General features: G+C 60.0%; 20 protein-coding genes. 5 read left to right on the forward strand and 15 right to left on the reverse strand.

The window, feature by feature from the left end; genetic code table 11:
• The first annotated feature begins 6 nt into the window (after window positions 1–6).
• A complete protein-coding gene (locus L9059_RS23070) occupies window positions 7–1,671 on the forward strand; it encodes an electron transfer flavoprotein-ubiquinone oxidoreductase (RefSeq protein WP_247293209.1) in 1,665 nt (554 codons plus the stop codon).
• A gap of 54 nt (window positions 1,672–1,725) precedes the next feature.
• On the opposite strand, the gene L9059_RS23075 is transcribed toward L9059_RS23070, so the two are convergent.
• A complete protein-coding gene (locus tag L9059_RS23075) occupies window positions 1,726–2,616 on the reverse strand; it encodes an AraC family transcriptional regulator (RefSeq protein ID WP_247293210.1) in 891 nt (296 codons plus the stop codon).
• Between the two features lie 192 nt (window positions 2,617–2,808).
• On the opposite strand from L9059_RS23075, the gene L9059_RS23080 reads away from it, so the two are divergent.
• Window positions 2,809–3,861, forward strand: a complete 1,053-nt coding sequence (locus L9059_RS23080; protein ID WP_247293211.1) for an NAD(P)-dependent alcohol dehydrogenase — start codon at window positions 2,809–2,811, stop codon at window positions 3,859–3,861.
• Here the strand turns inward: L9059_RS23080 and L9059_RS23085 are convergent, their stop codons facing one another.
• The 6 genes from L9059_RS23085 to L9059_RS23110 all read right to left on the reverse strand — a co-directional run bounded on the left by L9059_RS23085 (window position 3,862) and on the right by L9059_RS23110 (window position 9,735).
• Window positions 3,862–4,665 (reverse strand): IclR family transcriptional regulator, encoded by an 804-nt coding sequence (locus L9059_RS23085; RefSeq protein WP_247293212.1) that lies wholly within the window; start codon window positions 4,663–4,665, stop codon window positions 3,862–3,864. It lies immediately after the preceding gene.
• Between the two features lie 60 nt (window positions 4,666–4,725).
• Window positions 4,726–6,036, reverse strand: a complete 1,311-nt coding sequence (locus tag L9059_RS23090; protein WP_247293213.1) for an MFS transporter — start codon at window positions 6,034–6,036, stop codon at window positions 4,726–4,728.
• A gap of 198 nt (window positions 6,037–6,234) precedes the next feature.
• The gene (gene dgoD / locus L9059_RS23095) at window positions 6,235–7,383 is read right to left on the reverse strand and encodes a galactonate dehydratase (protein WP_045061702.1); all 1,149 of its coding nucleotides are present in this window, start codon (window positions 7,381–7,383) and stop codon (window positions 6,235–6,237) included.
• A gap of 47 nt (window positions 7,384–7,430) precedes the next feature.
• Window positions 7,431–8,051, reverse strand: a complete 621-nt coding sequence (locus tag L9059_RS23100) for a 2-dehydro-3-deoxy-6-phosphogalactonate aldolase (RefSeq protein ID WP_205892125.1) — start codon at window positions 8,049–8,051, stop codon at window positions 7,431–7,433.
• Window positions 8,052–8,071: 20 nt separating this feature from the next.
• Complete coding sequence (locus L9059_RS23105; RefSeq protein WP_247293214.1) at window positions 8,072–9,064, reverse strand: 2-dehydro-3-deoxygalactonokinase; 993 nt, start codon at window positions 9,062–9,064, stop codon at window positions 8,072–8,074.
• A gap of 188 nt (window positions 9,065–9,252) precedes the next feature.
• Window positions 9,253–9,735, reverse strand: a complete 483-nt coding sequence (locus tag L9059_RS23110) for a GNAT family N-acetyltransferase (protein WP_045061705.1) — start codon at window positions 9,733–9,735, stop codon at window positions 9,253–9,255.
• Between the two features lie 207 nt (window positions 9,736–9,942).
• Between L9059_RS23110 and L9059_RS23115 the strand changes: the two genes are divergently transcribed.
• The 3 genes from L9059_RS23115 to L9059_RS23125 all read left to right on the forward strand — a co-directional run bounded on the left by L9059_RS23115 (window position 9,943) and on the right by L9059_RS23125 (window position 11,869).
• The gene (locus L9059_RS23115) at window positions 9,943–11,148 is read left to right on the forward strand and encodes an MFS transporter (RefSeq protein WP_247293215.1); all 1,206 of its coding nucleotides are present in this window, start codon (window positions 9,943–9,945) and stop codon (window positions 11,146–11,148) included.
• Between the two features lie 84 nt (window positions 11,149–11,232).
• Window positions 11,233–11,571, forward strand: a complete 339-nt coding sequence (locus tag L9059_RS23120; RefSeq protein WP_247293216.1) for a hypothetical protein — start codon at window positions 11,233–11,235, stop codon at window positions 11,569–11,571.
• A 43-nt stretch (window positions 11,572–11,614) separates the two neighbouring features.
• On the forward strand, window positions 11,615–11,869 hold the full coding sequence (locus L9059_RS23125) for a hypothetical protein (RefSeq protein WP_247293217.1): 255 nt from the start codon (window positions 11,615–11,617) through the stop codon (window positions 11,867–11,869).
• 118 nt (window positions 11,870–11,987) lie between these two features.
• Here the strand turns inward: L9059_RS23125 and L9059_RS23130 are convergent, their stop codons facing one another.
• The 8 genes from L9059_RS23130 to L9059_RS23165 form a co-directional block, all read right to left on the reverse strand.
• On the reverse strand, window positions 11,988–12,917 hold the full coding sequence (locus L9059_RS23130) for a PfkB family carbohydrate kinase (RefSeq protein ID WP_247293218.1): 930 nt from the start codon (window positions 12,915–12,917) through the stop codon (window positions 11,988–11,990).
• Window positions 12,910–14,376, reverse strand: a complete 1,467-nt coding sequence (locus L9059_RS23135; protein ID WP_247293219.1) for a purine-cytosine permease family protein — start codon at window positions 14,374–14,376, stop codon at window positions 12,910–12,912. The genes L9059_RS23130 and L9059_RS23135 overlap by 8 nt, the downstream gene beginning before the upstream one ends.
• 196 nt (window positions 14,377–14,572) lie before the next feature.
• On the reverse strand, window positions 14,573–15,571 hold the full coding sequence (locus tag L9059_RS23140) for an ADP-ribosylglycohydrolase family protein (RefSeq protein ID WP_247293220.1): 999 nt from the start codon (window positions 15,569–15,571) through the stop codon (window positions 14,573–14,575).
• Complete coding sequence (locus L9059_RS23145; protein WP_247293221.1) at window positions 15,568–16,281, reverse strand: GntR family transcriptional regulator; 714 nt, start codon at window positions 16,279–16,281, stop codon at window positions 15,568–15,570. The genes L9059_RS23140 and L9059_RS23145 overlap by 4 nt, the downstream gene beginning before the upstream one ends.
• Window positions 16,282–16,460: 179 nt before the next feature.
• Window positions 16,461–17,429 carry an L-arabinose ABC transporter permease AraH gene (araH, locus tag L9059_RS23150; protein ID WP_247293222.1) on the reverse strand — a complete coding sequence of 323 codons (969 nt, stop codon included), beginning with the start codon at window positions 17,427–17,429 and terminating at the stop codon, window positions 16,461–16,463.
• Window positions 17,430–17,441: 12 nt separating this feature from the next.
• Window positions 17,442–18,986: an L-arabinose ABC transporter ATP-binding protein AraG gene (gene araG, locus L9059_RS23155; protein WP_247293223.1), complete on the reverse strand. Its 1,545-nt coding sequence runs from the start codon at window positions 18,984–18,986 to the stop codon at window positions 17,442–17,444.
• A 63-nt stretch (window positions 18,987–19,049) separates the two neighbouring features.
• Window positions 19,050–20,054, reverse strand: a complete 1,005-nt coding sequence (locus tag L9059_RS23160; RefSeq protein WP_247293224.1) for a substrate-binding domain-containing protein — start codon at window positions 20,052–20,054, stop codon at window positions 19,050–19,052.
• 119 nt (window positions 20,055–20,173) lie between these two features.
• Window positions 20,174–20,992 (reverse strand): SDR family oxidoreductase, encoded by an 819-nt coding sequence (locus tag L9059_RS23165; RefSeq protein WP_247293225.1) that lies wholly within the window; start codon window positions 20,990–20,992, stop codon window positions 20,174–20,176.
• Window positions 20,993–21,167: the final 175 nt, after the last annotated feature.

Consider the following 21,167-nt stretch of genomic DNA (forward strand, 5'->3'; position numbering starts at 1 on the left):
TAACCTGTGGAACGCGAATACATGGAATTCGACGTCGTCATCGTCGGCGCCGGCCCCGCTGGTCTTTCCGCCGCCTGCCGGTTGAAGCAGAAAGCTGCCGAAGCCGGTAAGGAAATCAGCGTCTGCGTGGTCGAAAAAGGCTCCGAGGTCGGTGCACACATTCTCTCTGGCGCGATTTTCGAACCCCGCGCCCTTAACGAATTGTTCCCGGACTGGAAAGAACTGGGCGCGCCGCTGAACACGCCGGTCACGCGCGATGACATTTTCGTCCTGAAAAACGCCGACAACGCGCAAAAAATCCCTGACTTCTTTGTGCCCAAGACCATGCACAACGAGGGCAACTACATCATCTCACTGGGTAATCTGTGCCGCTGGTTGGCCCAGCAGGCCGAGAACCTGGGCGTGGAAATCTACCCGGGCTTCGCCGCACAGGAAGCACTGTTTGACGAAAACGGCGTGGTTCGCGGGATCATCACTGGCGATCTGGGGGTTGACCGCGAAGGTCATCCAAAAGAAGGCCTGTACACCCCAGGCATGGAACTGCGCGGCAAATACACGCTCTTCGCCGAAGGTTGCCGTGGCCACATCGGCAAGCAACTGATCAAGCGCTTCAACCTCGACAGCGAGGCCGACGCCCAGCACTACGGCATCGGTTTGAAAGAAATCTGGGAAATCGATCCGACCAAGCATCAGCCAGGCCTGGTGGTCCACACTGCCGGTTGGCCGTTGGACATCATGGGCACTGAAAACACCGGTGGCTCGTTCCTGTATCACCTGGAAAACAACCAGGTGGTGGTCGGTCTGATCGTCGACCTCTCCTACAGCAACACCTACCTGTCGCCTTTCGACGAGTTTCAGCGCCTCAAGCACCACCCGGTACTCAAGCAGTATCTGGAAGGCGGCAAGCGCATCAGCTACGGAGCTCGCGCCATCTGCAAAGGCGGCCTGAATTCGCTGCCCAAAATGGTCTTCAAGGGCGGCGCGCTAATCGGTTGCGACCTGGGCACCCTGAACTTCGCAAAAATCAAAGGCAGCCACACCGCGATGAAGTCGGGCATGCTCGCCGCTGAATCCGTGGCCGAGGCGCTGTTTGCCGAAAAAGACGGCTCCGAAGAGCTGACCACCTACGTCGAGGCCTTCAAGAAAAGCTGGCTGCACGAAGAACTGTTCGCCAGCCGCAACTTCGGTCCGGCGATTCACAAGTTCGGCGCCATCGTTGGTGGTGGTTTCAACTGGCTGGACCAGAACATCTTCGGCGGCAAGCTGCCGTTCACCTTGCACGACACCAAGCCGGATTACGCGTGCCTCAAGCTCGCGGCTGACTGCAAGAAGATTGATTATCCGAAACCGGATGGCAAGATCAGCTTCGACAAGCTCAGCTCGGTGTTTATCTCGGGTACCAACCACGAAGAAGAGCAGCCTTGCCATCTGAAGCTGACCGACCCAAGTATCCCGATCAGCAAGAACCTGCCACTGTACGACGAACCTGCCCAGCGTTACTGCCCGGCCGGCGTGTATGAAGTGGTGACCAAGGAAGACGGCGAGAAGCGCTTCCAGATCAACGCCCAGAACTGTGTTCACTGCAAGACCTGCGACATCAAGGACCCTGCACAGAACATCACCTGGGTGGCACCGGAAGGTTCCGGTGGCCCGACTTACCCGAACATGTAACTTGAATGGCTGAACATCAAGGCTCCCAACATGGGGGCCTTTTTGTTGCCTGTATCAGGCGGCGCGTTCTTCGCCGGGGTTACGCTCGAAGTAGCGTTTGTATTCGCGGCTGAACTGAGAAGTACTCTGGTAACCCACGCGATGCGCCACCTGCGCCACCCCCAACCCTTCAGCTACCAGCAAGGCCTGGGCCTTGAGCAAGCGCAAGCGCTTGAGATACTGCACCGGCGACAATAGCGTGCTGCGCTTGAAATGCTCGTGGAAAGTCGACGCACTCATGTTCGCGCAACTGGCCAGGGTCTCGACGTTTAGCGGCTCGGTGTAATGCGCATGCAGATGACTGAGCGATGCGGCGATCCGCGCGAACTGCCCTTGTTGCTCTACCAGCGCCCGCAGCACATCAGCCTGCGGACCACGCAATGCTACGAACAACAACTCGCGCAACCGCGCCTGGCCCATGATCTGGCATTCCAGCGGATCGTGCAGGCAGCGCAACAGACGCTCCACACAATCGCGCATTGCATCGTCGAGCACTGCAGAGGTCATGGATTCGGGTGTCTGTGCCGGAATATGCCGTCCCGGCGCCAAACCCATGGCCAGCACCAGCTCACCGAGTAGCACGCGATCAATGGCGATGGACACCCCAAGCATCGGCCCGTCCGGCGCCGAAAACGTTTCGCACTCAAACGGCACCGGCAATGCCTGAATCAGATAATGCCCGGCGCCGTACTCCAGCGTACGCGGCCCCAGATACGCAAGTTTGCTGCCTTGGGCGATGATCACCAGACTTGGCTCGTAGATCTGCGGGCCGCGCGCAACGTCACAACTGGCCCGTAACACCTGGACGCCAGCCAACGCCGTAGGGGCGAAGCCATCGCGAGTGGTCAGAGGCTCAATCAGCGAAACCAGCGTGGCATTGGCATCGAGATGACGGGTTAACAACATGGGGGAATCTTCACCAAAAAAGTCGCGAAAAAAGGTATGCAAGCATCATCGCAGGTCTGGTCACCCATTTGATCAAACGAACGCTGATGCCGGAGGAATAGGCATGATACCCGGAGGAATCGCCATGGCCGGTGACAGGCTCGGCGACCAAAATGCGTCGCCTCACTTGTCACTGCTTTTGCGAGGTTCCTCATGTACACCGCTATCGGATATGCCGCCCAGTCGGCCACCACTCCCCTCGCCCCTATGAAGTTCGAACGCCGCAGCCCGCGCGTTGATGACGTGGCAATCGACATTCTCTACTGCGGCGTCTGCCATTCCGACATCCACCAGGCCCGCAACGAATGGGGAATTGCGGTTTACCCGCTGATGCCAGGCCACGAGATCGTAGGAAAAGTGACCGCCATTGGTGCCAACGTCACCCGGCATAAAGTCGGAGATTTGGTCGGCGTCGGCTGTATGGTCGATTCCTGCCGCAGCTGCGAAGCCTGCCAGGCAAATCTGGAACAGTATTGCCTCGAAGGTCCGACCATGACCTACGCCACCCCGGACCGGATCGATGGCAGCAACACCATGGGCGGCTATTGCGACAGCATCGTGGTCAGCGAGCACTTCGTGGTACGCATTCCACAAAAGCTCGACCTTGCCAGCGCCGCGCCGATCCTCTGCGCCGGCATCACCACCTATTCGCCGCTCAAGCACTATGGGGTCAAGGCCGGCGACCAAGTCGGGATTCTGGGCATGGGCGGCCTCGGCCACATGGGTATCAAGTTCGCCAAGGCCATGGGCGCCGAGGTGACGTTGTTCACCCGCTCGGCGAGCAAGGCCGAAGAAGGTCGTCGCCAAGGTGCCGACCACGTGATCGTGTCCACGGATGCCGAACAGATGAAGGCTGCCGCAGGGCATTTCGACTTTCTGCTGGACACCATTCCGGTGCAGCACGACCTCAATCCCTACCTCGACACCCTGCGTTTCGACGGCGTGCACATTCTGGTGGGCCTGATCGAACCGGTGGACCCTCCAGTCCACGCCGGCAAGCTGGTCATGAGTCGTCGGGTGCTTGCCGGCTCGCTGATTGGCGGCATTGCCGAGACCCAGGAAGTGCTGGATTTCTGCGCCGAACACGACATTACCTGCGACATCGAAATGCTCGACATCCGCCAGATCAACGAGGCTTACGCCCGTATGATCGCAGGTGATGTGAAGTACCGCTTCGTGATCGACATGGCCACCCTGAAGGTCTGATCAGACCTTGGCGCCCAGCTCTGCCGACAGCCGGGCTGTGACCCCTTTGATCAGGGGAATCAACTCGGCCATTTTTTCCAGCGGCATGTAGGGCACGGTACTGGCAATGCTGATGCCGGCAACGATGCGCTTGCTGGCATCACGAATGGGCGCCGCGACACAGCGGATCGATGGCTCGTTGTCTTCCAAATCAAAGGCATAACCGCCTGTTACGTATTCAATCATGCGCTGCTGAAACTGCTCCCAGGATTGCTCCGGGTGCTGCGGCCAGAACAGGTTTTTCCCACCCACCGGCAAGCTGACTTCGTACAGCCGCAGCCATTCTTCCTGGGTGTCATCGAGCATCAGCGCTTTGCCGATACCGGTGCGCGCCAACGGCATGCGGTGGCCCACCCGCGAACGCATTTCCGGACCATTGCGCCCGGGATTCTTGTGCAGATACAGCACCTCGTCGCCTTCGCGAATCGCCAGGTGAATGGTGTCGCCGGTCAACGCTGACAACTCGTCCAGATATGGCCCGGCGAGGGTCACCAGTGGTAACTCTTCACGCGCCTGGAAACCCAGCTCGATCAGCTTGGGCCCCAATAGATAACCGACTTGCGGCACCACCCGCAGATAACGTTCGTCCACCAGGCAACTGGCCAGGCGATGAGTGGTGCTGCGCGTCGTCCCGATCATCCGGGCAATTTCCTTGAGATCGCGCGCACCACTGGCCACCGCCTGGACCACGCCCAGGCCACGAAGCAATGTTTGGGTGCCGGTAGGTGCGGCGTCCTTGGCGATTTTTGCGGAGTCTTCCTGCATATCCAGCCTTTACCGTTGAGCGAGTGAACGGGCGGCATTATGGTCGCCCGATGGCGCTCACTACAACTTGATACGCTCGACCTTGCCCACCAGCAGCACGTAGGAAAGTGCGCCGATCAGCGCCAGCACCGAGATATAGGTGATCGCCGGAGCAAAGGAATCTCCGGTAGCCAGGAAACCAATGACGATCGGCGTGGTAATCGCCGACAGATTGCCGATGAAATTGAACACGCCACCGGTCAAGCCGAGCAACCGCGCCGGGGCCAGGGTCGAGACCAGGGACCAGGTGATCGACGCCAGCCCGTTACCGAAAAATGCCAGCGCGAGGAAGGCGATGACCAGCGGCGTCGACTCGACGAAGTTGGCGCCAATGATCGAGGTGGAAATCAGCAGGCCGCCAATGATCGGCAACTTGCGCGCAAACCCGACTGTGTAGCCGCGCCGGATCAGCAAGTCCGAGAAGAACCCTGAACACAACACGCCGACGAACGCGGCAAGAAACGGCAGCGACGCCAACAGGCCTGACTTGATGAAGTCCATGCCGCGATATTTCACCAGGTAGGTCGGGAACCACGTCAGGAAAAACCACAGGGTAGAGTTGAGGCAGAACTGACCGAGGTAGATGCCCCACAATTTGCGTTTGGTCAGAACGATGCCCAGGTCAGTCCAGCTGAATTTCGCCTTGACCTTGGCCTGCTCGGCCTGGATATCCACCAGCCCGCCACCTTCGCGGATCAGCTCGATCTCAGCGGCGTTGGCACCCTTGAAGTCCCGTGGTTCGCGATACACCGCGTACCAGATCACCGCCCACAGAATGCCGACCACCCCCGTGCTGACGAACACCATGTGCCAGCCATACTGGTGCTGCAACCACGCCAGTACCGGTGTCAGGAAGGCCAGGCCAACGAACTGTCCGGAGGTGTAGAAGCCGATGGCCGTGGCACGCTCGCGCTCAGGAAACCAGGTGGTGACCACGCGGCTGTTAATCGGATAGGCCGGCGCCTCCAGCGCACCCACGGCCATGCGCAATACGAACAGCGCGATAAAGCTGGCGGCGAAGCCGAGCATCACCGTGGCGATCGACCACAACAACAGGGCAACGCTGTAGAGAATGCGCGGCGGCACGCGATCCACCAGCCAGCCGCCGGGAATCTGCATGGCAGCGTAGGTCCAGCCGAACGCGGAGAAGATCAGCCCGACATGAATGGGGTCGATCCCCAATTCACTGGTCAGCGCCGGGGCGGCGATCGACAGGTTACTGCGGTCCAGGTAGTTGATCACCACGGTGATGAACAGCAGCACCATGATGAAAAAACGCTTGCGGCTGGGTGCCACCAACGACGCCTGCCCGGTGAGGGTTTGCGGTTGCATGGGGGATGCCTCTTTTTATGTTTATTGAGGTCGATGTGAAATCGGGGTTTGCCGCAAATCTCCCTGTCCATGGAGATCAAACTTTGAGAGCCAGCCTGCTGGCGATAGCGATGAGTCAGTCACCAAAAATACCGGGGGTGCCGACCAAATCGCCAGCAGGCTGGCTCCCACAGGAATTTGCGGTGGATCAGAGAGCACTCACCACTCGGCAAAACTGCCATCGGCGTGGCGCCAGATCGGGTTGCGCCAGCGATGGCCGACGGCTGCGCGCTCGATCACGTACTCCTCGTTGATCTCGATCCCCAGGCCCGGGCCGTTGGGGATTTTCACGAAGCCTTTGTCATAGTCGAACACCCGCGGATCCTTGACGTAATCCAGCAGGTCGTTGCTCTCGTTGTAGTGGATGCCCAGGCTCTGCTCCTGGATGAACGCGTTGTAGCAAACCGCATCCAGCTGCAGGCAGGCGGCCAGTGCGATCGGGCCCAGCGGGCAATGCAGCGCCAGGGCGACATCGTAGGCTTCAGCCATGTTGGCGATCTTGCGGGTCTCGGTGATACCGCCGGCATGGGACGCATCCGGCTGGATGATGTCGACATAACCTTCGCTGAGCACGCGTTTGAAATCCCAGCGCGAAAACAGCCGCTCGCCGAGGGCAATCGGGGTGCTGGTCAGCGGCGCCAGCTCTTTGAGCGCTTCGTAGTTTTCGCTGAGCACCGGTTCTTCGATGAACATCAACTTGTACGGATCCAGCTCCTTCATCAACACCTTGGCCATGGGCTTGTGCACCCGGCCATGGAAGTCCACGCCGATGCCGACGTTAGGCCCCACCGCGTCACGCACGGCAGCAACGTTGGCCAATGCCAGGTCGACTTTCTCGAAGGAGTCGAGGAACTGCAATTCTTCGGTGCCGTTCATTTTTACCGCAGTGAAACCACGTCCCACCGCTTCTTTCGCCGCACGGGCGGTGTCCGCCGGGCGGTCACCACCGATCCAGGAATACACTCGAATCTTGTCCCGAACCTGACCACCCAGCAGATCGCTGACAGAAACGCCCAACGCCTTGCCCTTGATGTCCCACAGCGCCTGGTCGATACCCGCCAGTGCGCTCATGTGGATGGCACCGCCACGGTAGAAGCCGCCGCGATAGAGCACAGTCCAGATGTCCTCGATGTTGCGTGGGTCTTTGCCGATCAGGTAGTCGGACAATTCTTCGACGGCTGCGGCGACGGTGTGGGCGCGGCCTTCGACCACGGGTTCGCCCCAACCGGTCACGCCCTCGTCGGTTTCGACCTTGAGGAAGCACCAGCGTGGCGGCACGATGAAGGTGGTGAGTTTGGTGATTTTCATCTGTATCTCTCTCTTATTGGATGCAGCGCTAGCAGCGCCAAGAAGTCTTAGCGAAGGGCTTTCCAGGCAGCCACGTAGGCCTTGGCGTTGTTCGCCACCTGCTCTGGCGTCATGCCCGGCTTGAACAGCCCGGAACCCAGGCCGAAACCTTTGACGCCGGCGTCGATAAACACCTGCATGTTGTCGGGCGTGATCCCGCCAACCGGGGCCAGAACAGTCCCTGGCGGCAGCACCGCGAGCCAGGCTTTCACCACGGCGGGGCCCATTTGCTCGGCGGGGAACATCTTGAGTACGTCTGCGCCTTCGGCCAGCGCGGCGAATGCTTCGGTGGGAGTGGCAACACCGGGCGACAGGAACAGGCCGGCCGCTTTGGCGGCACGCAGCACCTTGGGATCGCTGTGGGGCATGACAATCACCTGGCCGCCCGCGGCTTTCACCTGCTCGACCTGCTCCGGCGTGAGTACTGTGCCTGCGCCGATCAGGCAATCGGCCGGCAAGATGCTGCGCAGGATGCGAATGCTGTCGTACGGCTCGGGGGAATTGAGCGGCACTTCGATGACGCGAAATCCGGCGGCATACAGGACTTCGCCAATGGCGGCCGCTTCTTGCGGACGCAGTCCACGCAGGATCGCGATCAGACCGTTTTGCGCCAGGGCTTGCTTGAGCATGTCAGACCTCCAGTGGGGGGTTAACGGGAAAGGGTTGGCGGGATGAGGCCGGCGGCAAGCGCCAGTTGCCACAACCCGCGCTCGGTGGCCTGCTCGGCCAGGGACACACGGGCAAATCCACAGGCGTCCAGGGCCCTGCAGTAGCGACTGCAGAGTTGGGAATTGCCAATGAGGATGATTGAGGGCAGATGCACGCTGTTGCGTCGATGACGCTGGGCATGTGCCAATGCGCAAACTTCGTGGCCGATCAACAGCCCGGACAGGTAGTCCGGCTGGGCGCTGGCACTCAGTTCGCCGGTCAGGCCGAGGCTGCGGGCACTGAACAGCGTGGACAGCGGGCCGATCTCGCCATCGGACGACAGCGCCACTTGTACACCACGGTCGAACGCATCGCCGTCAAAGGATCCGCCGAGTTGCTGGGTACGGCCGAGAATGCTGTGCTCGCTGAGCACCGCGAAAATTTCACCGGTCATGAAGGTATCGAAATGCACGATGCAGCCTTCGGCCACTTCCACCCATTTCGAATGACTGCCAGGCAAGCCGATCAGCAGATCACCGCCACTGTTGCCTGCAAGATGGTGCAGAACGCCGAGCACCTGGGTTTCTTCGCCGCGCATCACATTGGGCAGGCGCGAGCGCTGGATGACACCGGGCACGATGTGCACGTCGACTCCGCGAATGCTGCGCACAGCCTGCAGGGAGTTCCCGAGATCGGCGACGTTGGCCGGGGTCTCCCGGTAGGCCGCTTCGCACCAGCCCTGGGCGCTGCCGACCATGCCACAGGCAATGACCGGCAAGCCTGGCTGTGCATCGAGCCAGTCGCCGCAGGCTTCATCGAAGGCCAGTTCAAAGCCGTCAGCGCACGACTGGCCGGCGATCACTCGGGGTGTGCGGGGCAGCTGCATGATGCCTGTAGACAGCGACCGCTGTTCCAGCACCTGGCCGCCTTCGGCGAGTTTGTAAGCACGTAATGAGGTTGTCCCCCAATCGAGCGCGATCAATTGCGCCAGCATCGCTTCACCTGTTCTGTTTGTTGGGCAGTGAGTGAGCTGGACTATAAACCTGGGAGAGGATAAATCTCAATATATAAATATCAATCCCATATATTGAAAAAAAATAAAAAAATCGCAGCCTTCGGCAGCTCTTACAGGGATTGCGAAACTGTAGGAGCTGCCAAAGGCTGCGATCTTTGAAGGGGTAGTCAATTACCTGCGGCGAAATCCCGCAACACCGCCCCATCCATCCGATAGCGCACCCACTCTTCCTGCGGCTGCGCACCCAGGGATTGATAGAACTCGATCGCCGGCTTGTTCCAGTCCAGCACGCTCCACTCGAAGCGCCCGCAATCATTGGCGCAGGCAATCTTCGCCAGGTGCCGCAGCAGGGTCTTGCCCGCCCCGCCGCCGCGCTGTTCGGGGGTGATGTACAGGTCTTCGAGGTACAGGCAATTGCTGCCCAGCCAGGTGGAGTAGCTGAAGAAGAACACCGCGAAGCCGATCGGCAGGCCATCGCGCAGGCAGATCAGGCCGTGGGCGGTGGCGCCTTCGCTGAACAGGCTGCGCTCGATGTCGGCAACGCTGGCGATGACTTCGTGCCGGGCCCGTTCGTAGTCGGCCAGCTCAGTGATGAACGCGAGGATTTGCGGCGCATCGCTGGGGGTCGCCGGGCGGATGTCGATCGTCATGGACGGGCCTTCGTCAAAATTGAAAAAAACATACTAAGACGCCACGCGACGCTCGTCACATGGGAAATCGGTTTTTCCGCATCGCTGCCGTTGCGCAATCACTCCGGCCAGCACTAACCCTGAAATCGCGAACCTCGCACCTAACGCCGGCGTCACCCGTGTTAGATAGACAGCCTGTGCATTTTTATCAGGACAAGGACCCGCCTCATGCCCACCGCAATACCCGCCGTTTCGAACCGCCTGTTCGGTTTGTTCTGCTTCGCCAGCTATCTGCTGTCGTTGTCCTACGGTTCGACCTTCCTGCTGTCGCTGTTGATCAGTTCGCGAGGGGGCAATGAGCACGATGCCGGCAGCGTGATCTCCGCAGCGATGCTCAGCACCTTTGCGGCAGTGATCGTATCCGGGCACTTGTCGGATGCGCTCGGTGCCGCCCGCTCGATCGCCCTGTTCGGCATTTTGCTGGCTGCTGCGAGTCTGGGATTTGCCATGGCACCAGGGTTTGGCGACCTGCTGCTGTTGTTCGGTTTGCTGCTGGGCTTGGGCTGGGGCGTTTTCTACACCTTGGGGCCGATCATTGTGGCAAGCCTGGTGACACCCGCGCAACGAGCACGCTATTTCGCCTTGCTGTCGGGCAGCATGCTCACAGGGATTGGCAGCGGTCCCCTGCTGGGGCGCCTGGCCAGTGCGCTGGGGTATCCCGTGACGGCGGCGTTTTGCCTGTCCGCACTGGCCAGCCTGATCGGCGTGGTGTTGTTCTGGCGGCTCGATGTGCACCTGCGGCAAGTGCCTTCTGCGTCAATTGCAGGCGCGCGCATATCCTGGCGGGCGACGGCTCGGGTGCTGTCATCCAAAGCGGTGTTCCCGATCATCATGGTCGGCCTTGGCGGCAGCATATTTGGCGGTTTGTCGAGCTTTCAAACCAGCTACGCTGCCGCTCGCTCAGTCGACTATTCGCTGTTTTTCCTGGGTTTCATGAGTGCTGCGATCGCCGGGCGAATGTTGATTGCCGGGTGGGTGGTCAAGCGCGACCCGCTTCGCGCGTCCTGCCTGCTGTCCGGGCTGACCCTGGGCTCGATCCTGATGTTCGGCTACGGGGTGAACGACAGCGTCAGTTACCTGATGGCTGCAGTGATGCTGGGCATCGGCTACGGCCTGACATATTCGGTGATCAATGGCCTGGCGGCCAACGAAGCACCCGCTGGCACTCTCTCGCAGGCGCTGCTGTTATTTAGCCTGGCGTACTTCATCGGCGTGTTTGGCTTTCCGTTCGTGGCCGGCAAGATCATCGTCGAATATGGAATGACGACACTTTTGCACACAGTTCTGCTGATCAGTCTGCTGAACTGGCTGATCACCGCAGGCCGCCTGCTCTGGCGGCGAATCTTTGCCACTAGGGCGACGCAAAGCGCCTGAACCGTTCGTCGACCTTCAGGCACCAATTCAAATCAGGGGCGGACCAATATTCGGTAAGGACTTTAAATAAATGGAGACGACAAAATGATCCTGTCCAGATTGACTGCCCTGTCCCTCGCCACCTTGCTGTCCGCTAGCGCTTTCGCGGCGACCGTCGCCACCGGCACCGGTCCGACCAATCCTGTCGAAGCGCCCAAAGCCCCCGCCATCCAGAGCGCTCCAGGCATTAACACCAATGGTACGGGTGTCGACAGCAGTTTACCGCCGTCCACCGGTACCGACCCACGGACCCAAGGCAGCGATATGGGCCGTCAGGGCGGGATGAACGCGCCGGACAGCCAGACCCCGGACAACGCAGAAACCGGCACCGGCTCGAAAACCACCACGGGTGGCTCGGGCTCCGAAGGTGGTGCCAACCGATAGTTCGCCCACGCGAGCGCCCTTGTACTGCCATAAAGAGGTAAGCATGAACGTCGATGAAAAACTTGAGAAAGAAGTCCTGACCCGCCTGTTGCACGCCCACCCAAGTGGTTTGGGCAAGGAGGTCCTGGATAATTATCGCGGGGAGAAAGTCGTGGCCAGCACCCTCGCCACCTTGCAGGATCGCGGTCTGATCCAGCATGGGCATGTGACATGTAATGAGGCCGGTGAGCACACGCTGAATTTGCCAATCAAGCTGAGTGCTGCCGGGGTTGAGGCAGCGCGCAAGCTGGACGTGTAGAGGCGATTGCGCGAGGCTGGCGTTGCTGGCCTTGCGTTGTTACTGACGGCCTATCGCGAGCAGGCTCAGTCCACATTGGCCCCGTGTCGAGCACATCCCTGCTCGCGATGACGTCAGCTCAGGCGCCGAAAATCTTGCTGATCAACTCATCGACTTCAATCGAACCAGGCGAAGTCGCCGGCCCCCAGCGAGTCACCGCCAAAGCCGCCGCTGCATTGGCTCGCCGAGCAGCCTCGAGCACCGGTAATCCGTGAGCCAGACCGGCGATAAACACGCCAGTATGGGCATCTCCGGCGCCATTGCTGTCCACCGCCTCTACCCTGAAACCGGGCACATGCTGACACGAGCCAGCCTGACTGACCCAGCAACCTTGCGGCCCATCGCGCACCACCAGCAGTACTTTTTCCCGCAAGTGACCAGCCAATAAAACCAACGCCTGGGTAATCTCCACCGCGCCGGTAAAACGCAGCGCCTCAACGCCGTTGCTTGTCCACAGGTCTATGCGCGGCAACAGCGCCTTGATCAACGGCGCGTCCGGCGATTCCACCAGGGGGCCTGGATCGAACACCACTTTGATCTCGCCTGGCAGTGCCAGCACCCAATCTACCAAGGCTTGGGCCTTGCCGACGTGCAGCAGGCTGTAGCCACTGACGTAGACATAATCACCTGCCTCGACCTTCACGCCGCCCAGGTCTTCAGCTGTCAGTTCGCCTTCGGCTCCGATATGGGAAATGAAGGTGCGTTCCGCCGATGCCTCGGTAACGGCCACGCACAAACCGGTATCCTGCCCGGCGCGGTGGGCAATGCCGATGTGAATGCCCTCAGCCGCCATCGCCTCCCGGGCCAGGTCGCCGAAACGCCCAGTGCCGTGCCGCCCCAGGTACAACACGGGCAAGCCATTGCGTTGGGCGGCGGCCATGACATTGAATCCCCCCCCGACCTCGAAACTGGCTGACTGCGCCAAGACATCGCCACCTGATTGAGGCAGTTTTTCCACGGCCATGATCAGGTCGATGATGACCTGGCCGGTGTGCAGCAATCTAGGCATGAGCGTTCTCGATGAGTCCCGGGCGACGATCACTGGCACCGCCCAGTAGCCAATAACCCCCACCCGCCACCAGAAAGGTGACGATCCAGCCGAGACCGTTATGCCCCAGCCAGGAATCGGACAGGAAACCACGGAACCACAGAGTTTGCTCGGTGGCACCAATGGTGGTGAAGCTGTAACCCAAAACGATTGCCAGTGCCCAGGCACCGAAAGCGCGCCACTCAATGCCGCCGCGATACCAGTAGGCACTGCTCGGGCTGATGTCCAGCAAGTCCGTCGGGCTGTAGTAGTGACGGTGAATCAGATCCACCACGAAAATCCCTACCCAGGCCGTGATCGGCACTGCCAGCAGCGAAATAAAGGTGATAAAGGGACCGTAGAAGCTGTCGGCAATCAACATGAAGTAGATCGAACCGGCGAAGATCGCGACGATGTCGACGACCACCGCATAGACCCGCTTGACCTTGAGGCCGAGGGTCAATGTAGTCAGGCCCGCGGAGTACACCGACAGGTTGTTCGACAGCAGCAGTCCGCCGAATGCGGTGATCAAGTAAGGCACCGCCATCCAGGTGGGCAGCATGTCGCGAATCGCGACGATCGGGTCGGTGGCCGAGGCCAGGTCATCGTTGCCCACCGACAGCAGCCCGCCGAGGGTAATCAGCAACACCAGCGGAATACCCGCCCCAAACGCCGCCGAGGCAACCAGGCGCACAGCCTTGACGCTGCGATGCTGGTAGCGCGACATGTCGGCGCCAGCATTCGCCCAGCCGATCCCGGTACCCGCCGCCATGGTGCCGACCCCGATGATCATTGCACTCAGCGGCGCCGGCGTCGCGTTGAACACGGTGCTCCAGTCGATGGTGGCGCATAGGAAACCACCCACCAGAATGTTCAGCGCGCCGAATACGTAGGTCGCCCACTTCTGGATGACCAGCAACGTAGCGTGACCGAGGCCAGAGACCGATAAGGTCAGCAGCACGAAAATCGCGATGAAGATCAGCGTCAGCACCGGGGCGCTCTTGGCTTCCACCGGCGAGCCGAAAAGGATCGAGCACAGCGACAGCAATACGAACGCTGCGGTGGTGGTATTGACCGTCTCCCAACCCAGGCGTGACATCAACGAGACCAGCGTCGGGCCAATGTTACCGCGTACGCCGAAGATCGCTCGGGACAAAGTCAGGCTCGGCGCTCGCCCCCGGCGACCGGCGATGGAGATGATACCTACCACCGCGAAGGAACCGGCAGCCCCGAGGATCGCCACGATGATCGCCTGCCAGATCGCCAAGCCGCGAAATGCCACCAGCGTGGCCCCCAGTGGCAGGCCAAGGATGGAAATGTTGGCGGCGAACCAAACCCAGAACAGCTGCAGAGGATGACCATTGCACTCCACTTCCGGCACCGGTTCGATGCCACGGGTCTCCAGTTGTCCGGCACTTTGTCCGGTGTGTGATGAACTCATGCAAATGCTCCTGTTGCCATTTTTGGGGTTGTAGGCAAATGAACGTACGACGCGCCTCCTCGTAGGAGTGGCCAAAGGCTGCGATCCTTTGATTCTGGTATTTGATCTTTGGCGACATTGAATCCATTGCAAATCAAGATCAAAAGTCGCAGCCTTCGGCAGCTCATACAGGGCTCTGGTGTCCCCCGCGGCGCCTTCAGCGCAAAGCCAAAAGCCCCTGAACCAACGATTCCAGCGCCAGCCCGTTAACGGCTTTGACCTTGTCGATCATCACCACGGGCCAAACCTCCAGTCCCAGGCAAGCCCCCAGCATCGCGCCCAGAATCGCCGCGATGGTATCGGTATCGCCACCCAGGCTCGCGGCCATGCACAGCGCCTCGAAAGCATTCATTTCGCCAATAGCCACCTGCTGCGCCAGGGCAAACGACACCACCACCGATTCCTGGGAAGCCACCGAGGTGCCGATCACGTCGTACAACAGGTCGGCGAGCAACGCTTTGTCACTGTCGACACTGATAGTCCGCGCCCAGCCGATGCGTGAAGCCATACGGCCGCCGGCGACCCAATGGCCATGGCTCTCGGCTTGCTGGGCAATGTATTGACCCAGGTTGAGCGCCTCGCCCAGGTCCATTCCGTTGATGCCGGCGGAGACCACCGCCGCAACCGCTGCCGCGCTGGAAATGCCCAGGGTGGTGTTGTGGGTGACCTGGCAGGCCTGCACCACGGACCGAATGAAACGCTCGGGGTTGGCGATGTCGGCCGCAATTCCCACCGGCGTGATGCGCATAGCCGCACCGTTGGTGGTGCCATAGCGCCCGGCTTCTGCAGGTGAATGACCGGCAAGGATCATTTCGATCGCACGCTTGGTCGAGGGTCCCAGCAGATCCTGCGAGCCCTTGGCTTGCATCTCAGCTTCCCATTTGATCAGGCGCTGGGCGAGCATAGAGGGGTCGATCCAGCCCTGCCCCTCGATCAGCAACTGACCGACCAGAATCGCCTGTTCGGTGTCATCGGTGATCGAACCGGCGGGCATATTAGCCGCGATCGGCTGATCGGGACCGGCGTCTTGCAAATCGTTGATCTGGCCAAAACGCGCCTTGATTTCAGCACGGCTGAGTGATTGCGTCGGCATGCCCAACGCATCGCCCAGGGCCAGTCCGTAGAACGCACCTAAGGCATGGTTAAGCAGGGTCATTGTGGGGTTCCAAATGGCAGATGCAGTCGAAAATGCACGGGATCAAGCAGGCTTTCGACCTGTTCCATGAAGCGGTTTTGCCGGTCGTAGGTGGTGCGCAAGGCCTTGAGGAAGACCGTGCCGACCGGGCGTCCGAGTAATTGTGCATCCTCAGCATTCAGCGGCTCGGCACCGATCCATTGATCGCCGCGCTCTCCGATATAACCGTAGGCAGCCAGGGTGATGGTCAGGGAGTTGTCGATCAGGCCAACCCGCGGCAGGCTTTCCAGGCCTCCGTTGGCTGGCATCAAGGAGCGCTCAAGGGAAACCAGGGTGCCATCGTTGGCGCGACGGCGGCGGTCCAGTGTGATGAATTTTTCAGTGCCAAAGCGCGACAGCAGATCAGGCCGATCCACTGCCTCCAGGCGCAGCACTTCGGTATTGACCAGCGCCCCGCTGTCGGCCAGGGCCTGGGCCCAACCGCTGCGCTGGTCGAGCACTACCCCATCGAACGTGACAATGGAACCGACTCCCGTTTGCGTGGCGATGTAGTGGCGCCGTTTCAATTCAGCCAGGGCTTCACGTAACGTGCCCCGACTCACCTTGAACTCCTGAGCCAGCTGATGCTCGCCAGGCAACAGGAAACCGTCCTCCATAAGGCCGCTTTCGATGCGCCGGATAAGCTCGTCGACCACCCGTTTTTTCTTGTCGAATCGTACCTGTCTAATCATGTACAAATAGATACCCGAAACAACTTCGGGCGATCAAGGAATATTTCAGGGAGGTGACGAAAGGAGCGACCAGGTTTCCTGTGGGAGCGGGCTTGCTCGCGAAGGCGTTGTGTCATTCAGTGGCAACTCCACTGACAGACCGCATTCGCGAGCAAGCCCGCTCTCACAGTATCGGCGTTTCAGCGTTGTTTGAGGCGGTCAATCACCACCGCCAGCAACAAAATCGAACCGCGAATCACATACTGATAAAACGTATCGATATTCTTCAGGTTCATCGCATTCTCGATAATCGCCAAAATCAAAACTCCGGCAATCACATGCCGGATCATGCCGACCCCGCCACTAAGCGACACCCCGCCCAACACGCATGCCGAAATCACCGTCAGCTCGAAGCCCTGCCCTATCATCGGTTGGCCGGATGTCATCCGCGAAGCCAGAATCACCCCGGCCAGCGCGCCAATCACGCCATGCACGGCAAAGATGATGATCTTGGTCCGATCGACATTCACCCCCGCCAGCAACGCCGCTTCCTGGTTGCCACCGATGGCCATGGTGTTGCGCCCGTAGGTGGTGTAATTGAGCAACCAGCCAAAGAACAGAAAGCACACGATGGTGATCAGGATCGGCACCGGCACGCCGAACAACTGCCCATTGCCAAACACGAAGAACGACTCCTGGGACACGCCGACCGCTTTGCCATTGGCGAAAATATAGGCCAGGCCCCGAACGATCTGCATAGTCGCCAAGGTGGTGATCAACGCATTGACCCGCAGCTTGGCGATCACGATCCCGTTGATCAACCCGACGATCAGGCCCATTACCAGCGCCACACTGACGCCCAGGAACACGCTGTCAGTATCGCGCATGACCACAGCAGCCACTACGCCGGCACAGGCGATCACCGAGCCCACCGACAAATCGAAATGCCCCGACGCCAGGCAGTACAACATGGTGCAGGCGGCAATCCCCGTGGTCGAAATCGCCAGGCCAAGGCCACGCATGTTCAGGGGCGATAGGAAATTGTCGATCAGCAGGGTGCAGAGCACGAAGATGCCGACAGCCGCCAGCAACATCACCCAGTCATCCAGAAAGCGCCGCAGGTCCAGAGGTTTACGCTGGGTCGGCAAAGCATCGTTTTGGCTCGTCATCATAGTCACCTCTCAGTTCGCCACGCCGTCAGCGCGTTGGCGCGGCAAAGCCAGTTGCAGCAGGTTGGATTCATTGGCCTGGTCGCGGTCCAGTTCCCCGCGCAGTGCGCCTTCGCACAACACCAGAATGCGATCGGAGATGCCCATCACTTCCATCAGGTCGCTGGACACCACGATCACCGCAATACCGCTGGTGGCCAGGTTATGGATGATCTGGTAGATCTCGGCTTTGGCGCCGATGTCGATGCCGCGGGTGGGCTCATCGAGCAGCAGCACTTTCATCGGCATGGACAGCCAGCGACCGAGAATCGCCTTCTGCTGATTGCCACCGGACAGGTACATGATTTTTTGCGCCGCATCCGGCGTCTTCACTTTCAGCGCCTTGATCTGTTTGTCGGCGTTGCCCTTTTCCCAAACGCCGCGCAGCAGGCAACCAAAGGTCGAATGCGCGCCGCGAGCGCTGATGTTGATATTTTCCGCCACGCTGGAGAGCGGCATGATGCCCTCTTTCTTGCGATCCTCTGGACACAACAGAATCCCCGCTGAAATGGCATCGCGTGGCGACCTCAGTTTCAGCTCATGACCACGCAAGAGCAGACGCCCTGCGGTATTGCGTTCAAGCCCGCTGAGCAGGCGCAGCAGCTCTGTGCGACCGGCACCCACCAGGCCGAACAACCCCAGGACCTCGCCTTTATGCACCTCGAAACTCACTGGTTCGCGCAACCCGGGACCCTGTAAGCAGTCAACCTTGAGCGCTACGGCGCCACGCTGCCGGGGGCGATAGTCGTAGATGTCCTGGATGTCTCGGCCGACCATGCAGGTCACCAACTGATCGTGGCTCAAGTGGCTCATGTCCTCGAAGGTACGCACGTAGCGCCCGTCCTTGAACACCGTGACCGCATTGCAGAGACGGAACACCTCTTCCATGCGATGCGAGACATACAGCACCACTTTGCCTTCGTCGCGCAGACGCCCGATGATCGCCATCAAGCGGTCGATCTCCCGCGCCGACAGGCTGCTGGTGGGCTCGTCAAAGGCGATCACATGCGCGCCGCGGGACAACGCCTTGGCAATCTCCACCAGCTGCCGTTGACCAAGGGACAGGCGCCCGACTTTTTCCTGGGGGTCGATTTCATCGGCCAGGCCCTTGAGGCAGGCCAGCGCTTGTTGCCGCAACAGAGCACGATTGATCAGGCCGAAACTGCCGGGTAGATGACCCAGGAACAGGTTTTCCGCCACGGTCATTTCCGGCACCAGGTGCAGCTCCTGATGAATCACCGCGACCCCGCCGCCGATACTGTCAGCCGTAGACTTGAAGACTCTGGTCTGGTCACCGATTTGCAGGTCACCACTGCTTGGGGTGTAGGCGCCACCGAGGATCTTCAGCAACGTGGATTTGCCGGCGCCGTTCTCGCCCATCAAGGCGTGGACCTGCCCTGGATGCGCGGTGAAGCTGATCCCATCCAGAGCCTTCACGCCTGGGAAGGTCTTGCCGATCCCGTTGAAACGCAGGCTACCGCCGGGGGTGAGTTGTTGTACGTGTGTTTGCGCGTGCATAAACACCTCATCAAACAGATCAGGCAGCCCCATACCGGAGCCGCCAGTGGAGTCAGCCGGTCGTCAGTTCCAGAGGCCGATCTTTTCCAGTTCCTGCTTGAAGTTCTCGCGGGTGATCAGCGTTACATCGTCCATCGCCGTGTATTTTGGCGGCTCTTTGCCGGTGGTGATCCACTCATACATCATGCTGGCAGTGTTGTAGCCTTCGATGTGCGGGCTGGGCAGCATCGAGCCGAAGAAGCCGCTGTTGGGTTTTTTCAGCTCTCCAATGGCGTCGGTGCCATTGATGCCGATGCCGATCACATTGGCTGCCGCAAAACCGGCACTTTCGGTGGCGCGTACACCGCCCAGCACCGTGTTGTCGTTCATGCCGCCGATGATCAGGTTCTTCGCCTCGCCCGGCAGCTTCACCAACGCCGAGTTGGTGGCGTCCATGCTGCCCGGCACATCAAGGGTTTTGAGCGCCGAGAACACGATGTGATCCTTGGGCAAGCCGGCATCTTGCAGCGCCTTGACCGAGCCATCGGTGCGCTTTTTACCCGTGTCGAGTTCGTTGTAGGTGTTGATGACGGCGTAGGTGTCTTTCCAGTCCCAGCCGCGTTTTTTCGCTTCGGTGGCCATGGCGCCCCCTTGTTTCTGGCCGACTTCGAACGCCGCCATGCCCAGGTAAGGAACGTCTTCCATGAACTTGCCGCTGGCATCGACGAAGCGGTCATCGACAGCGATGACCTTCAGGCCGTTGAGCTTGGCCTTGGCTATGATGGCCGGGCCCAGGGCCACGTCCGGCGGGCAGATCACGAAGCCCTTGGCACCGTTGGCGGCCAGGCTGTCGATGGCCGACAGGGTTTTCTCGCCGTCCGGCACGGCAATCTTGATGACGGTGAAACCTTTCTCCTTGCCGGCTTTTTCAGCGAAGGCCCATTCGGTCTGGAACCAGGGCTCTTCCGCTTGCTTGACCAGGAATCCGATTTTGACCTCTTCGGCCGCAAGCAAGGTGCTGCTGAGACTGACCGCAGCGACCGCCAGGGCAGCACTGCATAGGGAGCGAATCCTTTGACGACGATTCATAAGCTGACTCCTTGTTATTGTTTTTGAGCGTTACTGTGAAAGCCGGTAAAGCGATAAAATAGTCATATCATATTATGATTGACTTTTAGACAGACCCAAGCGCCTGGGATGTGCATGAGTTAGTCGTGGTACATGACCGAGCGACCACCATCGATGGTGATGCACGACGCATTGATGAACGGAGCTTCGTCACTGGCCAGGAATACGGCAGTCATCGCCACTTCCATCGGCTGGCCGATGCGTCGCGGTGGATGCAGGTCGAACGCGCGCTGACGCTCGGCGTGCGGGTCGGCGAAGCCGTTCCAGTAATCGACGTTCAACTGGGTTTCAATGTAGCCGGGGGCGATCGCATTGACGCGGATGCCCTTCGGCGCGTATTCGATGCCCAGGGCGCGGGTCAGCCCGAGCAGGCCATGTTTGGCCACCGGATATGGGAAGCAGCCCGGGATAATGTGGGTGGAATGGGTCGAGGCGATATTGATGATGATGCCAATACCTTGTTCGATCATCTGCGGCAGTACCGCCTTGCAGCCGTACCAGGCACCGTCCAGGTCGATGGCAAAGCAGCGACGCCAATCTTCCTCGGTCATTTCCAGTGGATCGCGGAACACGTTGACCCCGGCACAGTTGACTAGTACATCGATCCGGCCATGCAACTCGATCGCCAGTCGCGCCATCTGGTGCAGGTCGTCCTGCCGCGACACGTCTACTTTGACAGCCTGGACATCAAAACCCTTGCCCCGCCAGTGCGCCGCAACCTGTTCAACCTTCTCGGCCTGGATATCGCTGATCACCAGCCTGGCCTGCTGCGAAGCGAAGGTAGCGACGATCGCCTCGCCGATCCCTTGGGCGGCCCCGGTCAGGAGTACCACCTTATCCTTCAGACGCTCACCTTGCGGCGGCTCTGGAACAGGCGGCAAGGAAAGAGGCTCAGCCATGGGTCAGGACTCCTTTTCGCAGGCACGACAAAAACCGGGCACCTGTCGATGTCCGGTCGTAATACGGATGGGAAAATCGCTGCATCACTTCACCTGTCTTGTTTTTTTGTTGTGAGTGCGTGTAACCGATGCGGCCGACTATAAACCCGACCGCACAACTATCTCAATATATAAT

Origin of the sequence: Pseudomonas violetae (assembly GCF_023072615.1) — a bacterium.
GTDB classification, from domain to species: domain Bacteria; phylum Pseudomonadota; class Gammaproteobacteria; order Pseudomonadales; family Pseudomonadaceae; genus Aquipseudomonas; species Aquipseudomonas violetae.